General features: G+C 37.1%; 21 protein-coding genes. 13 read left to right on the forward strand and 8 right to left on the reverse strand.

Annotation, left to right across the window (positions count from 1 at the left end; all coding sequences use genetic code 11):
- Nucleotides 1-8: 8 nt before the first annotated feature.
- The 3 genes from asnS to acsn021_RS00605 all read left to right on the forward strand — a co-directional run bounded on the left by asnS (nt 9) and on the right by acsn021_RS00605 (nt 3,039).
- Complete coding sequence (gene asnS, locus acsn021_RS00595; protein ID WP_184093041.1) at nt 9-1,400, forward strand: asparagine--tRNA ligase; 1,392 nt, start codon at nt 9-11, stop codon at nt 1,398-1,400.
- A 291-nt stretch (nt 1,401-1,691) separates the two neighbouring features.
- Nucleotides 1,692-2,225 carry an RNA polymerase sigma factor gene (locus acsn021_RS00600; RefSeq protein ID WP_184093040.1) on the forward strand — a complete coding sequence of 178 codons (534 nt, stop codon included), beginning with the start codon at nt 1,692-1,694 and terminating at the stop codon, nt 2,223-2,225.
- On the forward strand, nt 2,212-3,039 hold the full coding sequence (locus acsn021_RS00605) for a hypothetical protein (RefSeq protein ID WP_184093039.1): 828 nt from the start codon (nt 2,212-2,214) through the stop codon (nt 3,037-3,039). The genes acsn021_RS00600 and acsn021_RS00605 overlap by 14 nt, the downstream gene beginning before the upstream one ends.
- A 151-nt stretch (nt 3,040-3,190) precedes the next feature.
- Here acsn021_RS00605 and acsn021_RS00610 read toward each other — a convergent pair whose 3' ends face one another.
- The 5 genes from acsn021_RS00610 to acsn021_RS00630 form a co-directional block, all read right to left on the reverse strand.
- The gene (locus acsn021_RS00610) at nt 3,191-4,369 is read right to left on the reverse strand and encodes an ABC transporter permease (protein ID WP_184093038.1); all 1,179 of its coding nucleotides are present in this window, start codon (nt 4,367-4,369) and stop codon (nt 3,191-3,193) included.
- Complete coding sequence (locus acsn021_RS00615; RefSeq protein ID WP_243167874.1) at nt 4,347-5,069, reverse strand: ABC transporter ATP-binding protein; 723 nt, start codon at nt 5,067-5,069, stop codon at nt 4,347-4,349. The genes acsn021_RS00610 and acsn021_RS00615 overlap by 23 nt, the downstream gene beginning before the upstream one ends.
- Before the next feature lie 25 nt (nt 5,070-5,094).
- Nucleotides 5,095-6,660 carry an efflux RND transporter periplasmic adaptor subunit gene (locus acsn021_RS00620; RefSeq protein ID WP_184093037.1) on the reverse strand — a complete coding sequence of 522 codons (1,566 nt, stop codon included), beginning with the start codon at nt 6,658-6,660 and terminating at the stop codon, nt 5,095-5,097.
- Between the two features lie 18 nt (nt 6,661-6,678).
- The gene (locus tag acsn021_RS00625; RefSeq protein ID WP_184093036.1) at nt 6,679-9,270 is read right to left on the reverse strand and encodes an S-layer homology domain-containing protein; all 2,592 of its coding nucleotides are present in this window, start codon (nt 9,268-9,270) and stop codon (nt 6,679-6,681) included.
- Between the two features lie 407 nt (nt 9,271-9,677).
- The gene (locus tag acsn021_RS00630; protein ID WP_184093035.1) at nt 9,678-10,163 is read right to left on the reverse strand and encodes a QueT transporter family protein; all 486 of its coding nucleotides are present in this window, start codon (nt 10,161-10,163) and stop codon (nt 9,678-9,680) included.
- Nucleotides 10,164-10,595: 432 nt separating this feature from the next.
- Between acsn021_RS00630 and acsn021_RS00635 the strand changes: the two genes are divergently transcribed.
- From acsn021_RS00635 to acsn021_RS00670, 8 genes are all read left to right on the forward strand, one after another.
- On the forward strand, nt 10,596-11,885 hold the full coding sequence (locus acsn021_RS00635; protein WP_184093034.1) for a LysM peptidoglycan-binding domain-containing protein: 1,290 nt from the start codon (nt 10,596-10,598) through the stop codon (nt 11,883-11,885).
- A 173-nt stretch (nt 11,886-12,058) separates the two neighbouring features.
- Complete coding sequence (locus tag acsn021_RS00640; protein ID WP_184093033.1) at nt 12,059-12,805, forward strand: LytR/AlgR family response regulator transcription factor; 747 nt, start codon at nt 12,059-12,061, stop codon at nt 12,803-12,805.
- Nucleotides 12,806-12,813: 8 nt separating this feature from the next.
- The gene (locus acsn021_RS00645) at nt 12,814-14,124 is read left to right on the forward strand and encodes a sensor histidine kinase (protein WP_184093032.1); all 1,311 of its coding nucleotides are present in this window, start codon (nt 12,814-12,816) and stop codon (nt 14,122-14,124) included.
- Nucleotides 14,125-14,651: 527 nt separating this feature from the next.
- Entirely contained in the window at nt 14,652-14,798 is a 147-nt protein-coding gene (locus acsn021_RS00650) for a cyclic lactone autoinducer peptide (RefSeq protein ID WP_184093031.1), read from the forward strand.
- 143 nt (nt 14,799-14,941) lie between these two features.
- The gene (locus acsn021_RS00655; RefSeq protein WP_184093030.1) at nt 14,942-16,126 is read left to right on the forward strand and encodes an acetyl-CoA C-acetyltransferase; all 1,185 of its coding nucleotides are present in this window, start codon (nt 14,942-14,944) and stop codon (nt 16,124-16,126) included.
- A 143-nt stretch (nt 16,127-16,269) separates the two neighbouring features.
- Nucleotides 16,270-17,010 (forward strand): acetoacetate decarboxylase, encoded by a 741-nt coding sequence (locus acsn021_RS00660; RefSeq protein ID WP_184093029.1) that lies wholly within the window; start codon nt 16,270-16,272, stop codon nt 17,008-17,010.
- An 18-nt stretch (nt 17,011-17,028) separates the two neighbouring features.
- Nucleotides 17,029-17,685: a CoA transferase subunit A gene (locus tag acsn021_RS00665; protein ID WP_184093028.1), complete on the forward strand. Its 657-nt coding sequence runs from the start codon at nt 17,029-17,031 to the stop codon at nt 17,683-17,685.
- Nucleotides 17,686-17,689: 4 nt separating this feature from the next.
- Entirely contained in the window at nt 17,690-18,346 is a 657-nt protein-coding gene (locus tag acsn021_RS00670; protein WP_184093027.1) for a 3-oxoacid CoA-transferase subunit B, read from the forward strand.
- A 236-nt stretch (nt 18,347-18,582) separates the two neighbouring features.
- Here the strand turns inward: acsn021_RS00670 and acsn021_RS00675 are convergent, their stop codons facing one another.
- Together acsn021_RS00675 and acsn021_RS00680 are read right to left on the reverse strand one after the other, a co-directional pair.
- The gene (locus acsn021_RS00675; protein ID WP_184093026.1) at nt 18,583-19,644 is read right to left on the reverse strand and encodes an NAD(P)-dependent alcohol dehydrogenase; all 1,062 of its coding nucleotides are present in this window, start codon (nt 19,642-19,644) and stop codon (nt 18,583-18,585) included.
- 329 nt (nt 19,645-19,973) lie between these two features.
- Complete coding sequence (locus acsn021_RS00680) at nt 19,974-20,693, reverse strand: GntR family transcriptional regulator (RefSeq protein ID WP_184093025.1); 720 nt, start codon at nt 20,691-20,693, stop codon at nt 19,974-19,976.
- 445 nt (nt 20,694-21,138) lie between these two features.
- Here acsn021_RS00680 and acsn021_RS00685 point away from each other — a divergent pair, with 445 nt between their 5' ends.
- Nucleotides 21,139-22,059 carry a helix-turn-helix transcriptional regulator gene (locus tag acsn021_RS00685; RefSeq protein ID WP_184093024.1) on the forward strand — a complete coding sequence of 307 codons (921 nt, stop codon included), beginning with the start codon at nt 21,139-21,141 and terminating at the stop codon, nt 22,057-22,059.
- A 115-nt stretch (nt 22,060-22,174) separates the two neighbouring features.
- Here the strand turns inward: acsn021_RS00685 and acsn021_RS00690 are convergent, their stop codons facing one another.
- Nucleotides 22,175-24,313 carry an Ig-like domain-containing protein gene (locus acsn021_RS00690; RefSeq protein ID WP_184093023.1) on the reverse strand — a complete coding sequence of 713 codons (2,139 nt, stop codon included), beginning with the start codon at nt 24,311-24,313 and terminating at the stop codon, nt 22,175-22,177.
- Between the two features lie 339 nt (nt 24,314-24,652).
- Between acsn021_RS00690 and acsn021_RS00695 the strand changes: the two genes are divergently transcribed.
- Nucleotides 24,653-24,862: a cold-shock protein gene (locus acsn021_RS00695; protein ID WP_184093022.1), complete on the forward strand. Its 210-nt coding sequence runs from the start codon at nt 24,653-24,655 to the stop codon at nt 24,860-24,862.
- Nucleotides 24,863-24,871 lie beyond the last annotated feature (9 nt).

The following is a 24,871-nucleotide window of genomic DNA, read 5'->3' on the forward strand; positions in this document are numbered from 1 at the left end:
GCAGGTTTATGGAACTCATTACCATTCGGGAATTGTATCGTAATAAAGAACAATACATCGGAAAGACTGTTAAAGTCGGAGGCTGGGTAAGAAGTATAAGAGACTCTAAGGCTTTTGGTTTTATTGTACTTCATGATGGTACCTATTTTGAAACCTTACAGATTGTATATCATGATAAAATGGACAACTTTGCTGAAATATCCAAGTTAAATGTAGGGTCAGCAATCATCATAGAGGGAGAGCTGGTTGCAACTCCTAATGCACAGCAGCCTTTTGAAATTCAGGCAGCAGCAATAGAGATAGAAGGTGCTTCTACAGCAGAGTATCCCTTACAGAAGAAAAGGCATAGTCTTGAATTCTTAAGAACAATAAACCATTTAAGACCGAGAACCAACACCTTTCAGGCGGTTTTTAGAGTGCGATCCATGATTGCGTATGCTATTCATAAGTATTTTCAGGACAGGGATTTTGTCTATGTGCATACTCCAATCATTACGGGAAGTGATGCAGAAGGAGCAGGAGAAATGTTCCGTGTTACCACTCTTGATATGGATAAACTGCCAATGACAAAAGAAGGGCAAGTTGATTTTAGTGAAGATTTCTTCGGAAAAGAAACCAATCTGACAGTAAGTGGTCAGTTAAATGGTGAAACCTATGCGATGGCTTTCCGCAATATTTATACGTTTGGACCAACGTTCCGTGCAGAAAATTCCAATACCACCCGCCATGCAGCAGAATTTTGGATGATTGAGCCGGAGATTGCTTTTGCCGACTTACAAGATGATATGGCACTGGCTGAAGGAATGATTAAATTCATAATCCGTTATGTACTTGAGAATGCACCGGAAGAAATGAAATTCTTTAATTCTTTTGTTGACAAAGGCTTGCTTGAACGACTGGAACATGTTATGAATGCTGAATTCGGACATGTTACCTATACAGAAGCAATTGAAATCCTAGAGAAAAACAATGATAAATTCGAATATAAAGTAAAATGGGGCAGTGACCTTCAAACCGAGCATGAAAGATACTTAACAGAAGAAATCTTTAAAAAGCCTGTATTTGTAACAGATTATCCAAAAGATATTAAGGCTTTTTATATGAAGCTGAACGAGGATAATAAAACCGTTGCCGCAATGGACTTATTAGTACCTGGAATCGGCGAAATCATCGGCGGAAGCCAAAGAGAGGACAATTATGAAAAATTAGTTGCCCGCATGAAGGAAATGGGACTAAAAGAAGAGGATTATGATTTCTATCTTGACCTAAGAAAATATGGCTCTGCAAGACATGCCGGCTTTGGCTTAGGCTTTGAACGCTGTGTGATGTATCTGACCGGAATGGGCAATATCAGAGATGTTATTCCTTTCCCTCGTACCGTGAATAACTGTGAACTATAATGACTACTACACTATTTTAATACTAACAATAAACTTGTAATACTCGACAAAATAGATTGCCAGTTTTGTATGCATAAAACGAACGAAGTTTATACGTTTTATGCATACAAAGCTGGCAATTTATGTTTAACCATCCCTTTTGTATCAGTTAAGCATCACGCATTAAGGGCATAGGATAAATTGAAGTGATTTAAAAAAAAATGAACCATTCTTTAGCCCATGACAATATATAGATGAAGGGCTATGATAGAAAAAAAGCCTCTATAAATCAGAAAGGAGGATTCTGGTGAATTGGACATTTCAGAGTTAAACGATATTGTGTTACTTCATGGTAATGCTATCTATGGGTTTTGCTACAATCTTACAAAGAATAAGATTGATGCAGATGACCTTTATCAGGAATCATTTCTAAAAGCAACAGAGCTGTGTTATAAAATTGATAAAGATAAGAATACAAAAAGCTTTATTATATCCCTTGCGGTAGGAATATGGAAGAACCAAAGGCGTAAATATGCCTGGAGGCAAAGGATAGTACAAATGGATGAATTTAATGACGATTTAAATAACAGCTCTTTGTTAAAGGATGATTTAACCCCGGAAGAGATAGCAATAGCCAATGAACGTGACAAGCTGATCCAAGGGGCAGCAAATGCCTTAAAAGACAAATATAAAATACCGCTATACATGTATTATACTGCTGAATTGTCTGTTGGAGATATTGCACAAGCATTAAAAATCCCTCAGGGAACAGTTAAGAGCAGACTTCATAAGGCTCGACAGATTATTAAAGATTGTATGGAGGCGAACGAATATGAAAAATTCTGAACATATGGATCAATTGTTAAAGCAAGCCCTTTCTCCAGCAGTTGAGCCGAGTGACTTTTTAAACAATAGCATATTGAATAAAATGAAGGAGAAAGAATCGATGAAAAAATCTGGAAGTAAGAAAGTTCTTGTCTTTTTAACGGCTGCCGCGCTAACACTTATGATGACGGCAACTGCTTTTGCAGCCTGGAAGTTTTTAAGTCCAAAAGAGGTTGCATTAAACCTTGGGGATCAGACACTTGCGGAGGCCTTTGACAGTGAGGATGCAATTAACTTAAATGAAACCGTTGTTTCAGGAGGGTATGAAATAACTCTTCTTGGAATTGTATTGGGGAAAGGGTTAAGTGATTTTCAAAGTGAGTCAAATAATATTTTACCCGAGCGTACCTATGCGGTAGTTTCTATTGCCAGGGAAGACGGGACTCCAATACCTGATTCTTACGATGCTGAATCCATTAAAACAAGAACTGACTTTTTTATATCCCCACTTATTAAAGGTCAAGAACCATGGTTATATAATATTATAACTATGAATGGAGGCTATAATGAGTTTGTAATCGAAGGCAGATTATACCGTTTGATAGAATGTGATACAGTTGAACTTTTTGCTGACAGGGGTCTATATTTATGTGTCAGCACCGGTTCCTTCTATGACTCAGAGGCATTTAACTATGATGAACAGACGGGCGAAATCACACTAAATACTAGTTATAGTGGGGCTAATGCACTTTTCAGCCTGCCCTTAGATGTAACGAAAGCAAATTATGAAGAAGGGCAGAAATATTTAGATAGTTTATATCAAGAAGAAAATTAGGTAGATAAGGTTAACAAGCAGTATTAAAAGTTTGGCAGTAGTACTTAAGGATATTCTTAAGTACTGCTGCCTGCTTTGTATATAATATTTTCATAGGTATTGTAGGAGAGGTCTAATATCTGGTAATAGATATAGATATATTTAACTTCTGTTATTCATTCCTTAATGCGTCAATAGGATTTAGCTTAGCCGCCTTTCTTGCAGGAAGATATCCGAATAATATTCCGATACCTGCGGAGATTCCAAAGGAAAGCAATACTACATTTGGTGAAGGTGTGGCATTGAGCTTTATCAAGTTACCTGCGGATATAGCTCCTGCACCGCCGAGAAGGATTCCAAGCAGTCCGCCTATACTACTGGTAGCAGCAGCTTCCAACACAAACTGTCTCATAATATCTTTATGCTTTGCACCAAGGGATTTTCGTATACCGATTTCTCTTGTTCTTTCAGAAACAGATACCAGCATTATATTCATGATACCAATACCGGCTACCAGCAGGGAAATGCCGGCTATACCTGCAATTACGGTGGTAAGTATACCCATTTGCACGTTAATCTCTGTTAACATGTCTACGTAGTTAGATACTTTGTATAATTTGGAATCCCGATATGTTTTAAACAAAAAGTCCTGTAGATTTGTCGTTTCTAGTGTTACAAGATTACTGTCTTTTACAAAAAAGGTGTAACTGCTGACACTAGAGATACCATTTAACCGCATAGCAGTGGTATAAGGGATATAAAACGCATTATCTTCTGACCATTCAGAACCGTCAGAGGATTGAACTAATATGCCGCTAATAACGAATTCCTCACCATTTAGCCGAATTGTATCGCCAATTTGGGCATTGCCGTTAAATAGCTTATTGTTTATGTAAGCACCTATAATGCAGACTTTATTTTTAATGGATATGTCTGAATAAGTTATGTTATGTCCTAACTGCAACTCCTTTTTCATGATACTGATATAGCTTTCATCAATACCTGTTATAGTGACATAGTCTACCTTGTTGGATTTCTTATTTAAGCTTCCGTCTGTTGATACATTAGGAGAAGCACCTAATAAGTTATCTGAATGTTCCTTGGCATATTGATACATGTCATCTTCTGTAAACATTAGATTTCCATTCCTGCCTTTTAGGGAAACGGTTATATTATTAATACCCATGCTAGAATAGGACTCTACCATTTGATTCGAGAAGCCCTGCATAACGCTGACTAACATAATAACAGAAGCAACACCGATAATCATACCCAGCATGGTTAAGAACGACCGCATACGGTTTCCAACTATGTTATTCCATACGACTTTAAGCGTTTGCCTTAATTTCATTCTTATACTCCTTTGCGTCTCCGTCGAAAATAACCACACCATCGGAAATTTTAATAACTCGCTCTGCTTCAACAGCGATTGAATTATCGTGCGTAATTAAAACAATGGTATTACCTTCTAGATGCAGTTTTTTTAATAGGTCAAGTACTTCTCTGCTGGTTTTACTGTCTAATGCACCGGTCGGCTCATCGGCCAAAATAAGAGAAGGTCTGCCTACTAATGCTCTGGCAATGGAGGCCCTTTGCTGCTGACCGCCGGAGAGTTGAGAAGGAAGGTTTCGATATTTGTCGTCAAGACCTACCTTTTCAAGAGCTTCCATACAACGCTTTTTACGTTCTCTGTCACCGACTCTGGCATACATTAGGGGAAGCCCTACATTATCTAACACGGATTGTTTTGGTAATAGATTATACTGTTGAAAAATAAAACCTATCATTTTATTTCGGATTTCTGCAAGATCGTCATCCTTTAATTTACTAACATCGTTACCATCTAGTATATACTGACCGCTAGTGGGAGTATCAAGAGCTCCGATAATGTTCATGATTGTAGATTTTCCACTGCCGGATTTTCCGACAATGGCCACCATCTCACCTTTATATATGGTCATGTTAACTCCATTATTAGCGGTTATCTCCGTATCACCGATGTGATATATTTTATAGATATCTTTTAATTCAATCAAGACTTCCTTTTCCATAAGATACCTGCTCCTTCTTGTCTATTTAATATTGGTCAAAATAACCAGATACACTGTTATCAAACGGAATATAAACGATATCTCCTTCGCTTAGTCCTGACTTGATTTCAACATTGGTTCCGTCATTAATACCAATTGTTACGGAAACAGGTTTGTAGCCTTTTGGAATAGATGGATCTTGCTCCTCAATTACCTCATCTGTCTTTATGTAAACGATATCACCTTTTTGTAAGGCAGAGCTTGGAATGGTTAATACATTATTGGCTTCCTGCATAAGAATTTTTCCATTTACATTCATTCCTGGTAACAGATTACCAAATTCAACAACCTTTATAACAACAGGATAAGAAGTAACACCATTGTTCGTGTTTCCCTTTAAACTAATTCGGTCAATAACACCGTCAAAGGTAGTGTCCGCAACGGCTTCTGTTGTAATGGTTACCTTCTGACCGACCTTAACACTGCTGATTTGCAGTTCATCTATGTTCATCTGAAAAGTCAGATAAGACATATCATAGATAGTTGCCATAGAGCCGGCAGCAGCGTCAGCAGCAGGGTCAACGGTATCTCCCTGTTTTTTATTTTTAATAATAACGGTACCTGATATGGGAGATTCGATAGTATATTGATCCATTTGGTTTTCCTGAGATTTTAAGGAAAGTTCGGCTTCTTCAATTCCTATCTCAGCGTTACTGATTTGCTTTTCTAGGTCTTTGGAGGAAAGTGCAAAAATCAGGCTGCCTTTTTCTAAATACTGTCCTTCCTTCACAGACAGACTTTCAATCGTTCCTTCGGATTCAGCAATTAAGGTTGTTTCAACTGCTGCGCGAAAAGCACCAGTACTGCTGCTTTTAATACCTGAAATGGTTGCATCTGCAATATCACCGGACTGAAGTCCACCAGGATTTTTTACAGAAATGGTTACTTTTTTTGTTAAAATACCACCTTCCATAACCTCTTCCATACTGCTTACGTTAGTTACCGTTCCTTTTACATCTTCACCTATAGCTGCTAAAGATACAGAGGCTTTCTTACCAACCCAGTCTTTTTTCACTTCTTCGGATGGAAATAACACGTCAAGATATAAGGTAGTATTATCATAAAGGTCTGCAATGGTCTTACCGGCAGTTACAGTCTCCCCTTCTTTTACATACAGTTTTTTTATGTAACCATTTTCCTTGGAATATTGTTTTAATTTATCTCTTTTTTCCACAACATCATCATAAGAAGACTTTGCTCTTTTTACACTTAACTGGGAAGACTTTATACTATTCTCAATATCCTTTGTACTTATCTGAAAGAGAAGTCCTCCTTTTGCTACATTGTCACCTTCTTCGAAGGGAGCTTCTAGTATGGTTCCTTTAACCAGGGATTTTACTTCGTATTGGTCAGCCGGACTAAGAGTTCCGGTGCCTGATATAAAGGTCTGTACATTACCAGTTATAGCCTGGGTTGACATGACTTCTGTTGCTACTTGTGCAGGAGTACTTTTATTTAAGAAAGAGTAGCCTATAAAAACTATTACACCCGCTATTACTATCCATTTTATTGCTTTTTTGCCATTAATTTTTTTGAAATTAATCTTCTTCATATTCTGCCTAGTCCTTTCCTAATTCGATACTACGATTACGCGAATCGGCCCTTGTGACTTTTCTAAAAATCCGTTAACAAGGACACTGTTAAAATCTTTTATTTGGTCAAGTGAACCGGCATAATATTTTCCATCTTTACTAAAGTATACCTCTACATTATCTGAAATTCTATACACGGAACCGCCTGCATTGGCTTGCTTTCCGCTAATGTAAGAAATTCGCACTTCGGTTAATGACTGAATATCTTTTACTTCATTATTTTCAATTAGTACGCTTTTAGCACCAGTACCTAGATTTAACTGCAAGTTATTCGTTATCAAAGTGGTTTCATTACCATCTATGATAAAGGTAAGCTGTGCACTGCTGTCATATTCACTGTAAGTTACATTCTTAAGGATTCCAAACTTGTAACCGGAATTAGCAATGTTATAAAGAATAACATCGGTTACTTCTCCGGCTGCATTTGTCTTGTAATAAGATGTAGCACCATCCGCCCAGGATATTTCTTTTAAATCAGCAGGAGTTAATGAAGAATAGCTTTCACCTTTCACAGCAAGAATTCGTGCATTTGATGCTAAGGTTCTGCTTATAACATCACTTATAGTGTAGGAAGCCTGTAATTTCTTTATTGCAGTCTGACCGTAATTAAAGTTTATTTCAACAAGAGATCCCTTTTCAATGTTAGTGTCGGTGCAAGGGAAATCTCTAAGAATTCCTTCGGTATCAACGATGTTAATTACCCTTTTAACGCTGCTAACGTTGTTTAAATCCTGTATTACTTTATCCTGAATACTAAGTACATAGCCGGTAATAGTTACTGGCATCTGCTCTACAGATAAGATATCTGCCACATTACCATCATAGCCAAAGAGAACAACAACATTGTCACCAGTGCTTAATCTATTGTCACGTAATCTCTTGCCCCAGGAATTCTCCAAAAGGTTATCAGAGTTAGTGGTATTATAGGTATTCAGAGCGGGCTGCTTTAAGGAATACGTTTTACCGGCAACTACAATTTCATCCGGTGCTATTACGGAAGGGCTAATGGTATTTAATACACCATATACTTTTTTATCATAAACCCATATATTTTTTAATGCGTTAGAGTAATAAACGAGGTCATAGCTTTCAATAGTATTGCTTGAGATTTTTCCACCGTTCTTAAAGATGGTATAATCGGCTAGGGAGGAAGTTAATTTTTGCTCCCAGTTACCTTTTGCAACAATTCCAGTTAAAGGTAATATGTCTGCAACTTTATTCTCCCAGCCAAATAAAAGTACTACCGGCATGCCAGTTTGGATAGATTCTTTCTTTATCAATGCTTTTAGGTTTTTTGGATTGTCCACGGAGTAGGATTTTCCTGCTACTGTCAGCTCCTGAGGTTCTGTTTGATTATAAGTAATAGCATCCAGAGAACCAAAGGTAGTCTTATTATATACCCAGGCAGTTTTTAAAGATTTGCTGTAATAAAGGATATCTCCGGTTGCAATAGTAGCACTGCTGGATTTTTCATCATTTTTATAAACGGTATAATCGCTTAAATCAGAGCCAAGCTTTGTCTTCCAGTCACTGTAAGCACTTATCATTTCAATGGGATAGAGGTAGGAAACCTTGTCGTCTCTTCCAATGAGAACAGCAACAAGAGAGCCTTTTTTAATAGAAGAACTGTTAAGTGTCTTTTTCATGGTTTTCGGAGTTTCTACCGTATAAGTGGTACCTGCGATGGTTATCTCCTGAGGTTCACTTTGGGAATAAGATATATTTTCAACAACGCCATACGCAGCGCCATTATATACCCATATCGTTTTTAAAGCTTCAGAGTAGTAAACAATATCGGTATTTTGAAAGCTTTTTGAAGTTGTTTTTTTGTTATTTTTATAAATTGTATAGGTGGAAAGCTTGGAGGACAGTTTCTTTTGCCAGCTCTCTTTACCAAGATAAGGGCCTTCCAGTTTTTTGTTTAAGAGACTATCAGCATCGATTTTGTCCTTGGCAGTTAGTTCATAACCTAATGCCTTCGCATATACATCACCGGATTTTTGCTTCGCATTCAGAAGATTATAAAATAAATTCTGACAGTCTGTCAGAGTCAGGGTGTCGGATTCTTTTTTAGAAATGTTTAGACTAAGACCGAGTTCCTTATACTTTTCGTATCTTCCGGTAGAGGAATTGCTGAAATCCTCATTGGTATATCCAAGAATTCCAAGAGTTCCGTAAATTGCTTCTTTGAGTGTAACCGCTTTTGTGGGTTTAAACATCCCACCAAGATATCCTCTCATATAGCTTTTTGATACAGCTATTTGTATATAAGAAGCTTTAGAATTGGTGGTTTTTACATCTTTAAACAATTTGCGGGTTGCCGTGTTTTTTGCATCACCGGCATAAGGGGAAGCCTGCACTAACATTTGGGCAAATTCTTCTCTGGTTACTGTCTTTTTCTTTGATATTACGTTACCGTTTTTATCAACGGTAATACCGGCAAGGGCAGTAACCTCGCCTGCATTTTGCTTTACAGCCGCTTTTGCATTAATACCTGAGGACAAAGTTAGTACTAATACTAGGAAGAGACTTGTAAAGATAAGGGGATTGTAACGTTTATGTCTGTTCAATTCTAATTTCCTCCATTTATGTAATTATTTAGGGTTATGTAATGTTACCATTCATACATTAAAAAATAAATGGGTTTTTTATTAACTTTTTCTAAAGATAGATGATAATTTGATTAAAAAATCTCTAAAAGTGTGCTGAAAAAAAATCTTTGAAGGTATTTTGGGCTTGTGCGGAAGGAGTTTTAAAGAGCCAGGAACCTAATGTTTACAGGGCTTATAGAAAACACTGCCGGAGTTATCTAGCGGTAACAACCGGCAGTGAACTTAAGTAAAGAGTTATAAGTATATGTTAAGTTATTAGAACTTTATTAATTTTTCTTAAGTCAGGTTGAAAATCAAAAGACGTTTTTTCAACATCTTGATTTTTTGTGTACAATACAACAGCACTAAAGCACACAGAGGTGAGTTTAATAGGAGGCATTAAAAAGCACATGCTTATACTTTTGGAGGGTAAATAATAACAATAATCCCAGAAGTCCGCAGGATATCACCTCACCGAAACCTACCGTTAACATTAAGAAGGGAATTGTAAAGGGCAGTCCGTAGGCATACCGAAGTATCCAGGGAATGATTAGGATATTGGCTATAATCGGAGGAAGCGGCACCAGATATTTTTGTCTTCGGAGCAGATAGGAAAAGACGGCACCGATTAGAGTCGCCAGGGAGCCGAATATTATATCTATGATATTTGCTCCGCCAAGCAGATTGCCAAGTAGGCAGCCGATGGTTACACCAGGTATGGCAGCGGGTGTGAAATAGGGTAGTATGGTTAAGGCTTCTGCAATTCTAACCTGTATCTCACCGAAACCAATGGGTTTAAAAACCAGAACCAATACCACATAGATTGCTGCAATTATAGCAGCTTGGGTAATTAACCTTGTTTTCATTTTCATTATGAAATTCTCCTTTAGTTTTGTTTTACGTGTGGAAGGTCGCGAACACACGATTTATAAAACAAAAGAGAAGAGTTTTATGTCTCTCTTTTGTTTGCCCATAAAGACCTTGTTTTTAGGGCATTTGTAACTGTTTTAGTATAGCATGAAAATGAGGGTTGTCAAGTGATGACTCAATGTGGTTTTGTAGATTTAAAGCATACAATGAATTAGGGTTACCAAGTTGTGATGCAACAAATTATTTTTCAATACCTCTTGACACATATACTATGTAATGTATAGCATAAGTCTAAATTTCTGAGTATAGGATAATCGTTTTTTCGTGCCAGTTATGAATAAAAAAACAGAGGCGAAGGAAAGACAGAAGTATAACAACTTCTGCAAGAGTGGTCATATTATATTAATAAGATAAGAAGCGATTTGAGGATAAGAATGAATATTCACATAGTCCAATTTGGTGATACAATCTACACCATAGCTGACCGATACGGTGTATCTCCAGAAAGAATAATAGTTGAAAATGATATCATGCATCCGGATAACCTAACAATGGGTGAGGCACTTATAATTATCAGACCAAATCAAACCTATATTGTACAAGAAGGAGATAGCTTAGAAAGTATTGCAATAACGCAAGGAGTGGATGTAATGGAACTTCTCCGGAATAATCCGAATGTATCAAACAGGGAGTTGTATATCGGAGAAGAAGTAGTGTTAAGCTATATTGACAGTCGAACGGTATCAATTAAAACCAATGGATTTGCCTATCCTTTTATTGACAGGGCAACACTTCTAAAAACTTTGCCGTATCTAACCTATCTGACCATTTATTCCTATCAAATTGCACCAGATGGGACCCTGATTGATATGGATGATTCGGAAATTGTTCAAATCGCTAAGGAGTACGGTGTAGCTCCAATTATGTTTATAACTGCGCCCCATGAAGGGGATAACGTAGATATGGATGTGGCGCATATCTTAATTACGAATATAGAAATACAAAATAAATTTTATTCTGATATCCTGACCATTCTCAGGGATAAAGGTTATTATGGCATAAATATTGATACGCCGTATATACAGCCAGAGGATAGGCAGCCTTACGTGGATTTTATAGCAAATATAACCGAGTGTCTAAATGGTGAGGGCTATCCTGTAACTGTTAGTATAGCACCAAGTACTTTTGAAGTGTCAACAGGAATTATATATAATGGAGTAGATTATACAGGTCTAAGCCAGGCAGCAAATGATATATTGTACCGTTTAACGTATGCCTTTCGATACCCTCAGATTCTACCTATAAGTACCCTGCCTTTTGATGCAGTTATGCAGACTGTAGCTAAAGCTATGGAACTGATTCCACCGAATAAATGTATGCTGGATATCTCGGTTATCGGGTATCTATGGGAGTTTCCCTATTTTGCAGCAATCATTTATGTTAACTTCTTAAATTATAATGCAGCAATAGAATTGGCTAATAATACAAGCTCCATCATCCAATTCAATGAACCTTCCCGTTCTTCTTATTTTCAGTATACTGAAAATAAACATGAATATATGGCATGGTTTAAAGACAGCAGAGTTATATATCCCATGTTAGAATATATGCGAGGTTATGGGTTACAGGGGATTTCCATATGGAATATAATGTCCTTTATAACAAGTATATGGCTGATGATACAAACACAATATGAGATAGAAAAAATCGAATTGTCATTGTGAAGTACATTCGTCATGTGTCAAGAGCTCTTTTTACCAAATCTATAATAAAAAAGTAAGTGAAAAGATATGGAATTATTAGTAAATATATGCCATAATATAACATAAAATTCTGCTTTACATGAAGGGAGTACATGAGAGTATGAAATTTCTACTATTATAAGGGGAGGATATGGATGCTTACTATTGCTATTTGTGATAATAACACAAAAGATTCTAAAAAAATAGAAGCAATTGTAAAAGGTTATATGGATACGAAATGTATGTCTTATCGAATGTATTGTTATAATTCAGGGGAAGAATTGCTGGCATTTCGTATAAAATTTGATTTGGTATTTTTGGATATTGCAATGGATGGTATAAATGGGATTCAAGCTGGCAGGAAGCTGCGGGAAATGAATAGAAATGTAAAAATAGTTTATACCACCAGCTATCAACAGTATTGTATACAAGCAGTAAATAAGGTACATGCCTTTGCTTATTTAGAAAAACCGGTTACAAAGGAAAAAGCAGAATATCAGCTGAATGAAATTATACAATACATCAAAGAAGAAAAAGAAAAAATGAAAACAATAAACTTTGAAGTTGTAGAAATTACAGAAGAGGGCAAACTAGAAACTAGAATTAAGAACTTCGAAGTAAACGATATCTACTATTTTGAATATTTAAACCGTAAAATAAAAATTAGATTGGAACAAGAGGAATATTTCTTCGTGTATAGTATGAAAGAATTGGCCCAAAAGATGAAGTTATATGATTTTACCGTCTGTCATCAATGTTATTTGGTAAATCTAAGACATGTCAAAAAAATTAAAGGTTATGAGGTTTTTCTTGACGGTAGTAATGAAGTACTTCCTGTTTCCCAAAAAAAATCAGCTGAATTCCGAAAAAAATTAAACCAGTTCATACATAGCAGTCTATAGGAGAAAAGATGGAGAATCATATTATATTTTTATTTGGTATTATCATATCATGTTTGGTTAATTGTATGATATTATTTCAATTTATAGAAGAAAGAAATGAAAGAATATATGAAAGCCGTTTCTTATATTTTCTGGCTAAAGTGGTACTATGTTTTCTAATCGGGTGCATTACAGCGATGAAGCATCCAATTATTAATATAGCAAGTTGGATACTATTGTTTGGTATTATAAATTTTTTGCTATATGAGAATCCTAACAAAAAAAATATATACCGGGTCTTGGAAGTTCCGGCATTGATTTTTATATTGACCATATGTGAAACGGTTGGCGTTATTATACTGGAATTTATTTTATGGAGATTTGATATACATAATATACAACCCAATATGATTGAAAGTATGGAAATTACTTTTTCTAAATTAGTTGTTTTGATATTTTATTATCTGGTAATTTCAAAGCTTTGGCGGGAAGATTCTGTGGGAAGATTTACAAAAACGGAAATTTGGGTTGAGGTTATCATAATCTTATTCAGTATTGTCAATCTGGCTGTGATTATCTCCGTTATTCGTGAAATAAACAGCCAGACGGAACGTATCCTTTTATTAATTAATATGGGCTTTATCTTATTTGCAGATTTATACTTTCTGTATTTTGCCAGATTTGCAGCAATGTACAACCAACTTAAGGTTAAGCTGAGACTTTTGGAACAGCAGTCCCTGCTGCAGTACGAATATTATGCAGAGCAGGAAGAAAAATATAATGAATCTGTTAAAATTCTTCACGATGTCAATAAACATTTAAAGATGATTGAGAATATGTATCAGGCGAAGGAAGGTAAAATCGCTATCACTTACACACAGGAAATCAGTAATATGCTGTTACCTCTGGCAATGGAAGAATATACAAATAATCCGCTGTTAAATGTTTTATTAAATGATAAAAAGAAAATTGCTAGTTATCGTAATATTGCATTTAATTTACAAATAGGCATGGTTGACCTTAGTTTTATGGAGCCAATGGAAGTTACCACCATATTCGGAAATTTACTGGATAATGCAATAGAAGCATGTGATATGGTTATCATAAACAAATACATTGATATGAAACTGGATGGATATCAAGATTTTATTGTTACTAATATTAGTAACAGTTCCATGCCAATTGAGAAATGGCATCATGGAAAACCAGTATCAAGGAAAGGAAAAGACCACGGAATAGGTCTGCTTAACGTAGAAAATATAGTCAGAAAGTACAATGGAAGTATGGTTTTAGAGGAAGAAAACCAAAAATTCAGTTGTAAAATAATCTTTAATAGATAAAAGGTTTTTAAAATATTATTTATAAGTTAATGCCAAGGTGTAGAATATATAAAGCTCTATGGTTTTTTCGTCATACACTGTCTGAAAGCTGTTAGCGGTACAGTTAACCGGTAATAGTCTTAAGGCAGTAATGCAGGAGAACCATGGGGCTATTTTTATTTTGCTTCATTAAATCAGACCCCCTTCCTAAGTAAATTGTGATCTGTAAGAAGAATGAAAAACTTATATTCTCTGTTAGTTATACATAAAAACTGTAAGTTATACGACTTATATTGAAATTAAGATAAAGAAGTGGCAAAATACGGCTGTAAAATATATGAAATAGCTGGGAAGTATAAATGAATACAGAAAGGGGAGAGGCATGAGAAAAGTGTTTGTGATGTCTATAAGCGCATTTAAGCGGCATCATATCGAAAGTTGAAAGAAAATATTTATAAGAAAGGATTGCCACAATTAGATTCTTTTGACTTATTTTTGGTGGCAGTATCAATTCTGTATACAGAGGTGATACATAATAGGTGTAAATGATGAAAAAAGACTTAGAAAGGTTATCCCTGAAACTGATGTCCAAAGCAATCTTAAAGTCAACCGTAAAGGAAGCGAATACCTGTTGCTTTTTTATTGGCTACCAGCCGGAATTGCCTAAGGCAGTAAAAAAATTGAGGAAATTTTAGCTTCACGGAAAGGGTATTATGAGGTGTATTGGGGAAATGCATAGATACAACTATTAATCCATCAGCTATCAACGCATTTGTTATAGATTCAATAAGTTTTGTTGACAACTGACCCACTATTCAAAGGAAAGGAAGAATGTCATATGAAAAAAGTAGCTTTGGTTAACCCCTTAAGAACAGCAATAGGTTCCTTCAACGGAACGCTTTCATCTTTAAGTGCTCCTGAGCTGGGAGCAACGGTTATGAAAGCGTGTTTGAATCAAAGTAATTTAGAGGGTTCTTTCATTGAAGAGGTGTATATGGGTAATGTTCTGCAGGCAGGTATTGGACAGAATCCTGCCAGACAGGCTGCATTAAAGGCAGGTATACCAATGGAAGTACCAGCATCAACCATTAATACGGTATGTGGTTCAGGTCTTCATGCGGTTGCGCTCGCTTACAACTCCGTTGTAGCGGAACAGAGCAGCCTCGTATTGGCAGGAGGCATGGAGTGTATGTCCAATGCACCTTACCTTTTAAGGAATGCCAGAAACGGCTATCGGCTTGGCAATGGAGAAGTAATTGACAGCCTGGTTAGTGATGGACTCACCTGTCCTATTAATAATTACCATATGGGTATCACCGCAGAAAACGTTGCAGAAAAATATAATATATCAAGACCTGAGCAGGATGCATTTTCATATGAAAGCCATAGGAAAGCAGCAGAAGCAAAAAGTAAGAAACTATTTGAAGGGCAGATTGTTCCCGTAACAATAAAAAAGAAAAAGGAAGAAATTGTTTTCTTTGAGGATGAACACGTAAAAGCAGATACCTCAATAGAAAAACTCTCAGGTTTACGAACGGTATTTAAGACAGATGGAACGGTGACTGCCGGTAATGCATCACCCATAAGTGACGGTGCGGCAGGTATGTTTGTAGTATCAGAGGACAAATACAGGGAGCTTGGTTTAAAACCGTCAGCTTATATATTGGGCTATACCCTTGTTGCGGTTGACCCTGCATACATGGGTATTGGACCGGTCAAGGCGGTTTCTGCACTTCTCAAAAAACAAGGGTTATCGGTTGAGGATATCGACCTGTTTGAATTAAACGAAGCATTCGCAGCGCAAGCTCTGGCAGTATCCAAAGAACTTGGGGTTGATAAAGCGAAAATGAATGTCAACGGAGGAGCAATTGCAATCGGACATCCAGTGGGTGCAAGCGGTGCCAGGATATTGGTTACTCTGGTGCATGAAATGATACGAAGCTCCGCCCGCTATGGAGTGGCATCCCTTTGCATCGGAGGTGGTATGGGAATAGCCATGCTAGTTGAAAATGCAATGATTTAAAAGTAACCGTCCGTATCATGAATGCGCAGTTTATAAAACTCTAAAGGTAATTGAGAAGCCGTCTTTGCATATGACGGTATTGGTAAAACCATTACATTGTTTCGAGATTATCCATTAAGATTTATATAGAAAGGAAGAAGTGTATGAATCAGGATGAAGTTCTATCCCTGCAATCTATGCCGGCAGCCAGTCCCAGTTATGGACGTCCGCCATGCCGTTTTATCAACAGGGAATATTTTACAATCAGCTATAAATCAGATCAGGAAGCCATTAGACAGGCTGTGCCGGAACCCCTAAAGCCCGACGGAAGTAATATTGTTTTATACGAGTGGATTAAGATGCCAGATTCTTCGGGGTTTGGAAGCTATGAGGAAAGCGGAATTGTAATTCCCTGTACTTATGAAGGGGAACCCTGTAATTTTACAGCCCAGATGTATCTGAATAATGGTCCTGCCATTTTGGGAGGTCGTGAAATCTGGGGATTTCCTAAAAAATGGGGAAAACCAAGCCTCAGGGTGGAAGAGACGGAAACATTAACAGGTACCTTATACTACAATAACATATTGGTAGCTTTGGGGACAATGCCTTATAAGTATAACATCCTGGATGAACAGGCTATTGCTAAAACCATATCCAAAACCCAGGTCAATCTAAAGTTAATTCCAGATGTGGAGGGACGGCCTAAAATTGCCCAGCTAGCAGCGTATAATCTGGAGAATGTAATGGTAAAAGGCTCCTGGTCAGGGCCTGCCAGATTAAGCCTGACATCCCATGTTAATGCACCTGTAGCAGATTTGCCGGTAAAAAACTGTGTGGAAGGGAAGCACTTTATTGTGGATTTAACATTACCTTATGCAAGGGTTTTGTATGATTATTTAAAGTAATCCAAAGGAGGCTAAGAAATGATAAATAAATTAATGACAGCCAGAGAAGCAGTTAGAAAGGTAAAGGACGGAGATACACTTATGGTTGGAGGGTTTCTTGCAGGAGGCCATCCCCAAAATCTGGTATCCGCGCTTGTTGATACCAGTTCTGCAGGTAATTTAAGCATTGTCTCCAACGACACAGGGACACAAGAATTATCTATTTATGAGCTAATAAAAAGCGGCAGAGTAAAACAGATATATGCCTCCTATATTGGTTCAAATCCCGAGACAGGACGGCTTCTTATGACGGGTGAAGCATCGGTTCAGCTCTTTCCGCAGGGAACCCTTGCAGAGAAAATTCGAGCAGGCGGAGCTGGTCTTGGAGGTGTATTAACGCCAGTTGGTATCGGAACCGTTGTAGAAGAGGGAAAGAGAAAAATAGATATCGATGGAAGAGAGTATTTGCTAGAAATGCCCTTAAAAGCAAATGTAGCATTTATTAAGGCTCATAAGGCCGATGAAACAGGTAATCTGGTTATAAACGGTTCTGCACGTAACTTTAACATTGTAATGGCAACAGCCGCGGATTACGTAATTGCAGAAGTGGAAAATTACGTTAAGGCAGGAGAAATCGACCCAAATTATGTTAATGTTCCCGGTATATTTGTAGATGCTATTGTAAAGGTGGGATAAATGTATGAATAATAGAGAATTTATTGCAAAAAGGATTGCAAAGGAACTGAAAGACGGTGATGTTGTAAACCTAGGAATCGGAATGCCTACCATGGTTGCAAATTACATACCAGAAGATGTACAAATTATGCTTCAGGCTGAAAACGGTATTCTTGGTGTGGGACCCAAACCGGCTTTAGGAGAAGAAAGACTTGATTGCATTGATGCAGGCGGAAACTACGTTACAACCGTAAAAGGTGCTAGTTTTTTTGACAGCTCCTTCTCCTTTTGTATCATCCGTGGAGGGCATGTGGATATTACTGTATTAGGTGCCTTGGAGGTCGATGAGGAGGGTAATGTGGCAAACTGGATGATTCCAGGTAAAAAGGTTCCGGGTATGGGAGGTGCTATGGACTTAGTTGTGGGAGCAAAAAAAGTCATATTAGCAATGGAACATGTGAACAAAGACGGTTCTCCGAAGATATTAAAAAAATGTAAATTGCCCCTGACAGCCATACATGTGGCTAAGACCATCGTTACAGATATGGCAGTTTTCGATGTGATTTTGGGAGAGGGTCTGGTATTAAAGGAGATTGCCCCAGGTCTGTCCGTAGAAGAAGTACAAAGGGTAACAGAGGCAGAATTTGTTGTTTCACCGGAATTGAAAATCATTGTAGTATAGTATTTGTTATAGTTAAAATGTATTACGGCTTTGCAGGTTTATAATGTCTAGATTTCTAGTAATTTTGCTGGCTTCATTACATAAGATAACGGCTGTTAATTACTGCTAGATGAATTAATACCGTAGATGAAGTTTTTTATGCTTGCACAAAGAAAGAAGATGTAATATCAGAAAGATAAAGATAGATATAGGGTATCTCATAATCCATTTGAGATACCCTAATCTTGTAAGTACGATTACCAGTTTATCACTACAACCGGCTTTATCAAATCTGCTGGCTTATTCTTCATTAATAGAAGTGCTTCTTCAATCTTATCAAAGCCTTCAAAGCGGTGGGTCACTAATTTGCCTGCATCAAGCCGACCGGTTGTGATAAGAGATGCAAGCTTTTCCATTCGCAATCTGCCGCCTGGCATAAGCCCACCAGCTATAACCTTGTGTCCCATACCGCAGCCCCATTCGTTTCGTGGTATCTTTATGTAATCTCCGTCACCCAGATAATTTACATTGCCGATTTTTCCACCTGGTTTTAAAATGGAAATTGCTTGTGCAAAAGTATCAACATCTCCTCCGGCAATGATAACCCGATCAACACCGGTGCCTCCCGTTTTCTTCATAATTTGTTCTACAATATCACCTTCACGATAATTAATTAAATCCGTAGCGCCATATTCTTTGGCGAGCTGTATGCAGTTCGGGCGGGAGCCTACCGCATATATATGAGATGCTCCTCGGAGGGCAGAAGCAGCAACGGACATAAGTCCAACTGGACCAATACCAATGACCGCTACACTATCGCCGAATTGAATATCTGCAAGCTCTGCACCATGGAAGCCTGTCGGTACCATGTCAGAAAGCATACAGGCAGCAACCGGATCCATGCCTTCCGGTAATAAAGCAAGATTACCATCTGCATCATTTACATGGAATAACTCACCGAATACTCCATCTTTAAAATTTGAGAACTTCCATCCTCCAAGCATCCCTCCGGAATGCATCTGATAACCATTCTGAGCTTCAACGGAATTCCAGTCAGGTGTAATTGCAGGGATAATAACCTTATCACCAGGCTTAAAAGACTTTACAAGGGCTCCCACCTCAACCACCTCGGCAACAGCTTCGTGGCCTAATATCATATCATGACGTTCACCGATAGCACCTTCCCAAACGGTATGAATATCAGAGGTACAGGGGGCAAGAACGATAGGGCGGCAGATTGCGTTAAGGGGACCACAAACCGGTGTTTCCTTTTCAATCCAACCTGTTTTACCAATAGCTAACATGGCATAACCTTTCATAGATACAACTCCTTTTCCATTTTAATAGAATGTTTGTTATATAATTAACAATCTTGCAACTATTATACATCATTATCTTTTTAAAATCAATTCATAAAACATATTTAATTATAATTATGTTTTATAGATAAATAATAAAATTTCGTTTGATATGAAAACAATGATAATGATGTTTTCATTGTTTTTGGATTTATTTTTACATGGTTTTTAGGAGCGGAAGCGTATCGTTATTTTAACAGTAAATATAACAAGCTTTTTAAAATTCAAAAGCCAGCATTTGCTGGCCTCCTTTGGTGGTTTCATAATTCTTTTATCCGGCATTTGCTGTACTATTTGCAGCGTCCGTTCATGGAAATAATCAGTTCATACTGATTTCCAATGATACTGACATCATCAACACAGATTGGTTTCTTGTCTTTATAGCAAATACGGCGTATGCATAAAAGTGCCGTGCCAGGCTGTACAGAAAGCATTTCGGATTCAGCAAAATCCGCTGATTTTGCATATATTTTATCAGAAGCGGAATGAATCTCAAGCTGATATTGTTCCTCTAAAAACTGATATAAGCCGGAGAATTTATTCGTAAACTTTTCTATATCCGGAACTAGTTGGGCAGATATATAATTTTTCATAATGGCAACAGGTTTACCATCTGCAAGCTGAATCCTTTGTATACGTACAATCATATCTTCATGCTTTATTCCAAGTTCATTACTAAGTTCTTCGCTTGCAGGAATACTATCTATATACATACTTTTGGTTCGAACATCAAAGCCGCGCCGTCTTAAGGATTCCGTAACAGAAGTTACTTTGTTCATATCCTGTTTTGTTCTATAATCCAGAACCATTGTTCCTCTTCCCTGCTTAATCTCAACTAAGCCTTCTTCTTTAAGCAGTTCCATGGCTTTTCTTACAGTTGTACGGCTTACCTTAAAAAGCTTTTCAAGTTCAGGTTCAGTAGGTAAAAATGCAGAGACAGGATATTTCCCTTCCTGAATTGCCTTTTTTAAAGAATTGTGTACGAGTTTGTAAGCTGGAGTCTTACTCATATTGAAATAGTTAAGAAACCCGAAGATGATTGTGTTTCTTAACTTCTCCCTTCTCATTTGGTAGTTTATAATTAATTATAATTTATAAAAATCATAATTAATTATAGCATATATTTATTATTATCTAAAGCATTCTTAGATAATAATCAGGACAAATGCATGAATGAACATTTGTAATCAATAAATGGATTGACGGTATATTCTATCACTCATCAATTTCAAAGAAAGGACTCATATGTCACTAAGAACAAGAAATAGTGCAATGGTAAGTCATACAGTCATTGTATTCATAAGATATATCATTTTGGAACTTTTAATGATAGAATTATTTAAAGAAAATCGTACAACCCCAAGCCACAACCCCACTGCAATACAATATCTGTACATAAAATGTAAGGCGGAAAAAACATAACTAAAGTAGAATGTAATGGAAAGGAAGATGAGGATGAATGCATTAAATCAAACACAGCAAGTGATTGAATTACTTGAAAAGGATTTATTTCATATCGAATATGAAAAAGTATCCAAGTTGACAGGAATACCATTGGGAGTGTATCAGCGTATCTTTGGTTATATTTGTGAAATTTCCATTTCAGAATATGTACGAAGAAGAAAGTTGACAGTCTCAGCCGAAATGCTTCTTGCAGGAAGTGCTAATGTAACAGAAATCGCTTTTACCTGCGGTTATGAGAGCAGTACATCTTATACCAGAGCATTTAAAGAACAGTTCCATGTACCTCCGATTCACTTAACTGCCAAAATATTAAAAGAAAATGGATTCAAACCTCTAATCCTTACTGACAATGACACTTATTATGTTTTGAAAGGAAAACGGATTATGGCAGAATTGGTAAAGATTGCGTATGAGAACACAGAAGATATGCTTCTCATCGGAGTAAGTAACAAAGAATACGGCGTAAAGGGCAGAGAACTTTGGGATGTATATTTTGGTCAGCACTTTGATGACAAGCTGACCAGACTGAAAGAGTATCAGGTTGGTATGGAAGATTGTATTGGTTTGGGGTACTCCGCTGATTTTCCATCCAATAAGGAGCTTGGAGAAACTTATATAGTTGGAAAGTTTTTTAAGGCTGATACACCAGTTCCGGAAGGAATGACCGGAAGAATCATTCGGGGAGGAACCATTGTAAAGGCGCAGATTGGTGCTGAGAACTTTGAAGATATACTTAATAATGCATATCTTCTTATCGCAGATATGGTACCAAAGAATGGTTATGCACTTGATTATGAAGATTTTTACTGGATTGAGTTTTATACCGTCAGCAGATATTGTACGGCGGTTGAGAATGGAGCCAAGCAGATTATTTGTGACTGGATTATGCCTTGTAAAAAACAAGAAGTATAGACTGGAACAATGGCAGCTGTCAGAATCCCAAACGGATTAATACAGCTGTCATTGTTTTATTAAAAAGTAATTTATGTAAGGTCTTAAACAGTGAATTAAAGTACTGTACGTATGTTTATTCTAAATAAATTCTGGTGAATTGACACTGTTCTGCACTACTTGATACTGTTTCATCATACCAGTAGTATTCTTCTGCATACCCTGAATTGTCTATCCATAGAATGGAGCCGTTATCATACAGCGGTTGCGTATAACAGGAAAAATAAGTGTCATATTCTTTTTTGGTAAGTACGCTTCCGTTGGAATCAATTAGTATAAGTCCTGTGCTGTAGGCATCTTCTTTTTGTATCTGGTAAATAAGTGCAAACTTATCGGCAGTGATTTTCACCATACGCAGAGTATTGGCACTGATTTTCCCGCCTTCTTTATAGTCAGTAAGCCAGATTAACTTTGAAGAATTCCCGTCTTTTGTTACAAGAGAAACATATACATTTTGAACTTTATAAGGAGTGATATTATTATCCGTAATGGTATCATGAGGAATGGATACACCTGCAACCAGATTATGATAGGTACCGATTTCAAAGCCATTCACCTTTGTCCCGGTTTCATTATCTCCCGTACTTCCCTTAATAGTCATTAAATCAAGTTCGTTGGTGGCAGGTCGGTTCCTATAATTGTCGCTCCAGCCATTTACGGAAAAGTTATAATGTGTCTGCATAACAACAGAGCGAGGATATGCATCTCCGTGATCTACATACACCAGATTTCCGCTATCCATCTTTACAAACTGATTAAAGGAGTGGCTGACATGATTATAGGGAAATAAAGCACCTACGTAAAATTGTGTCATGCTGGTAGAATCTATGATAAAGGTAATATTTGACTGGTGATTCAACCCGTCATCGGAGGTATACCTTTCCCGGTCAGCATGTACAATTAAGACGGTTCCATCCATTGTCATTCTGGCGAAGCCTACATCATAAGGGATTACGGTATTGCTTTCTTTTCCGGTGATGTTGCATCTTCCAAGCTCCTTAAAATCTTTATCCATTTTTATAATTGAATACACAATTTTTGAATTGTTTTGTTCTTTATTCTTTTGACCTACGGCGGCATAATAATTGCCGTCTTCGCCCTGATGAAGACCACCCCATTCTGTATAAGGCAAGGCGATTGTCTTCTTGCTGATATAGTTTAGGTTCTTATCATATAGATTCAGTTCCAGCTTTTGACTGGTTTCATCAGCAACCCGGGTGAATACGCCGATTTGGTCATTTGAAAGCTTAAATACAAAGGTTTTGTCAGAACCGCCGTATCGTCCCCAAGAACCATAGTTACCCACTCCAATCGGTTGGTAAAACTTATCTGCGTACAGTGTTTCCATCTGTAATGCTTTAGAATCACTGGTTACTGTAAGCTTACAGGATTTTGATTTACCGTTTGGTGCAGTTACAGTTACAGTAGTACTTCCGCTTTTTATGGCAGATATCTGACCTCGCGCATCAATCGATGCGATTGCTTTATCTTCCACGGAATACTTAAAGGTGGTTTCTTTATCATACCAGTAATCTTCCGTTTCATCCATAGCACCTTTTATAATGATATGTCCGCCGGGAAAGGTTGATAAGGAAGTAATCTTACTGGAATTGCTTTCAATGTGAAAGCTCCCTAATGCTTCTTTAACGGTGACTTCCAGCCTGTATTCCTTCTTGGTATCCTTTTGATAGGCTACTATGGTTGCTGTTCCTTCCTCAACGGCCTTAAATTTATTCTTAGAAACTTGTTTGACTACCGTATCCCAAGTGTTTTCTACACTCCAGGATAAGGATTGATAGGTGGCATTAGCCGGGGTAATATTGGCTGTTACTGTAAAAGTATCGCCTACTTCGAGTAGATTTGCATCAGGTACCAGTTTGACCTTCTTTGCAGGTTGGTATACAGTAACCTTGCAGGTAGCAGAAGTCTTGCCACTGGTTACTTTAATATTCACAGTACCGGTGCTTTTTGCAGTAACCAGCCCGTTCTTTACGGTAGCAATCTTTTTATTTTCTGTACTCCATTTTACAGGGGAATCAGTAAAGGAAGCTTTCAATTGAAGAGTTCCCCCTAACTTTAACATTACATCGGTCTTATTAAGGGTGATTCCCTTAACAGATGCTTGTGCAGATAATAGGGGTGTAAGTACCATTGTAAAAACAAGTAAAACCAGTAATAACTTTTGTACTTTCTTGAATGTGTGTTGTTTGTCCATTCTCTTATCTCCTTGTACTATTTATACGCTTGCATTGCTGCTACCATTTATTTTAAATCAATTCGCCGCTAATTACCATTACTTTTATAGCTTTTTACTAAATATTTCATAGTATGAATTGGATACTTTACATAATAATTATGCTTGAAAGCTGAGAAAAGAGGGTTTTAAATAAATTTGTAAATATTTGTTGACATCTATGAATATCTGTGATATTATACTATAGTAATCATATTAAATTTTGAGTTGGCCGATATTACAAGTCATTATCTAAATGAGTTGTATGCACGCCAGCTTTTTTATTTTGAATGATACAAATATTAAAATGGAGGTACTATTATGAACAATGGTATAGTAAAATGGTTTAATTCACAAAAAGGATTCGGATTTATCTCTAATGATAATGGCGGAGAAGATGTATTCGTACATTTTTCTGCTATCGAATCAAATGGTTTTAAAAGCCTTGAAGAAGGTCAGAGAGTAACTTTTGACATTGAGAAAGATTCTAAAACCAATAAGATTAAAGCTGCTAACGTAAGAGTAGCCTAAATCGGTAGT

The sequence above is a fragment of the Anaerocolumna cellulosilytica genome (genome assembly GCF_014218335.1).
Classification (GTDB): Bacteria; Bacillota; Clostridia; order Lachnospirales; family Lachnospiraceae; genus Anaerocolumna; species Anaerocolumna cellulosilytica.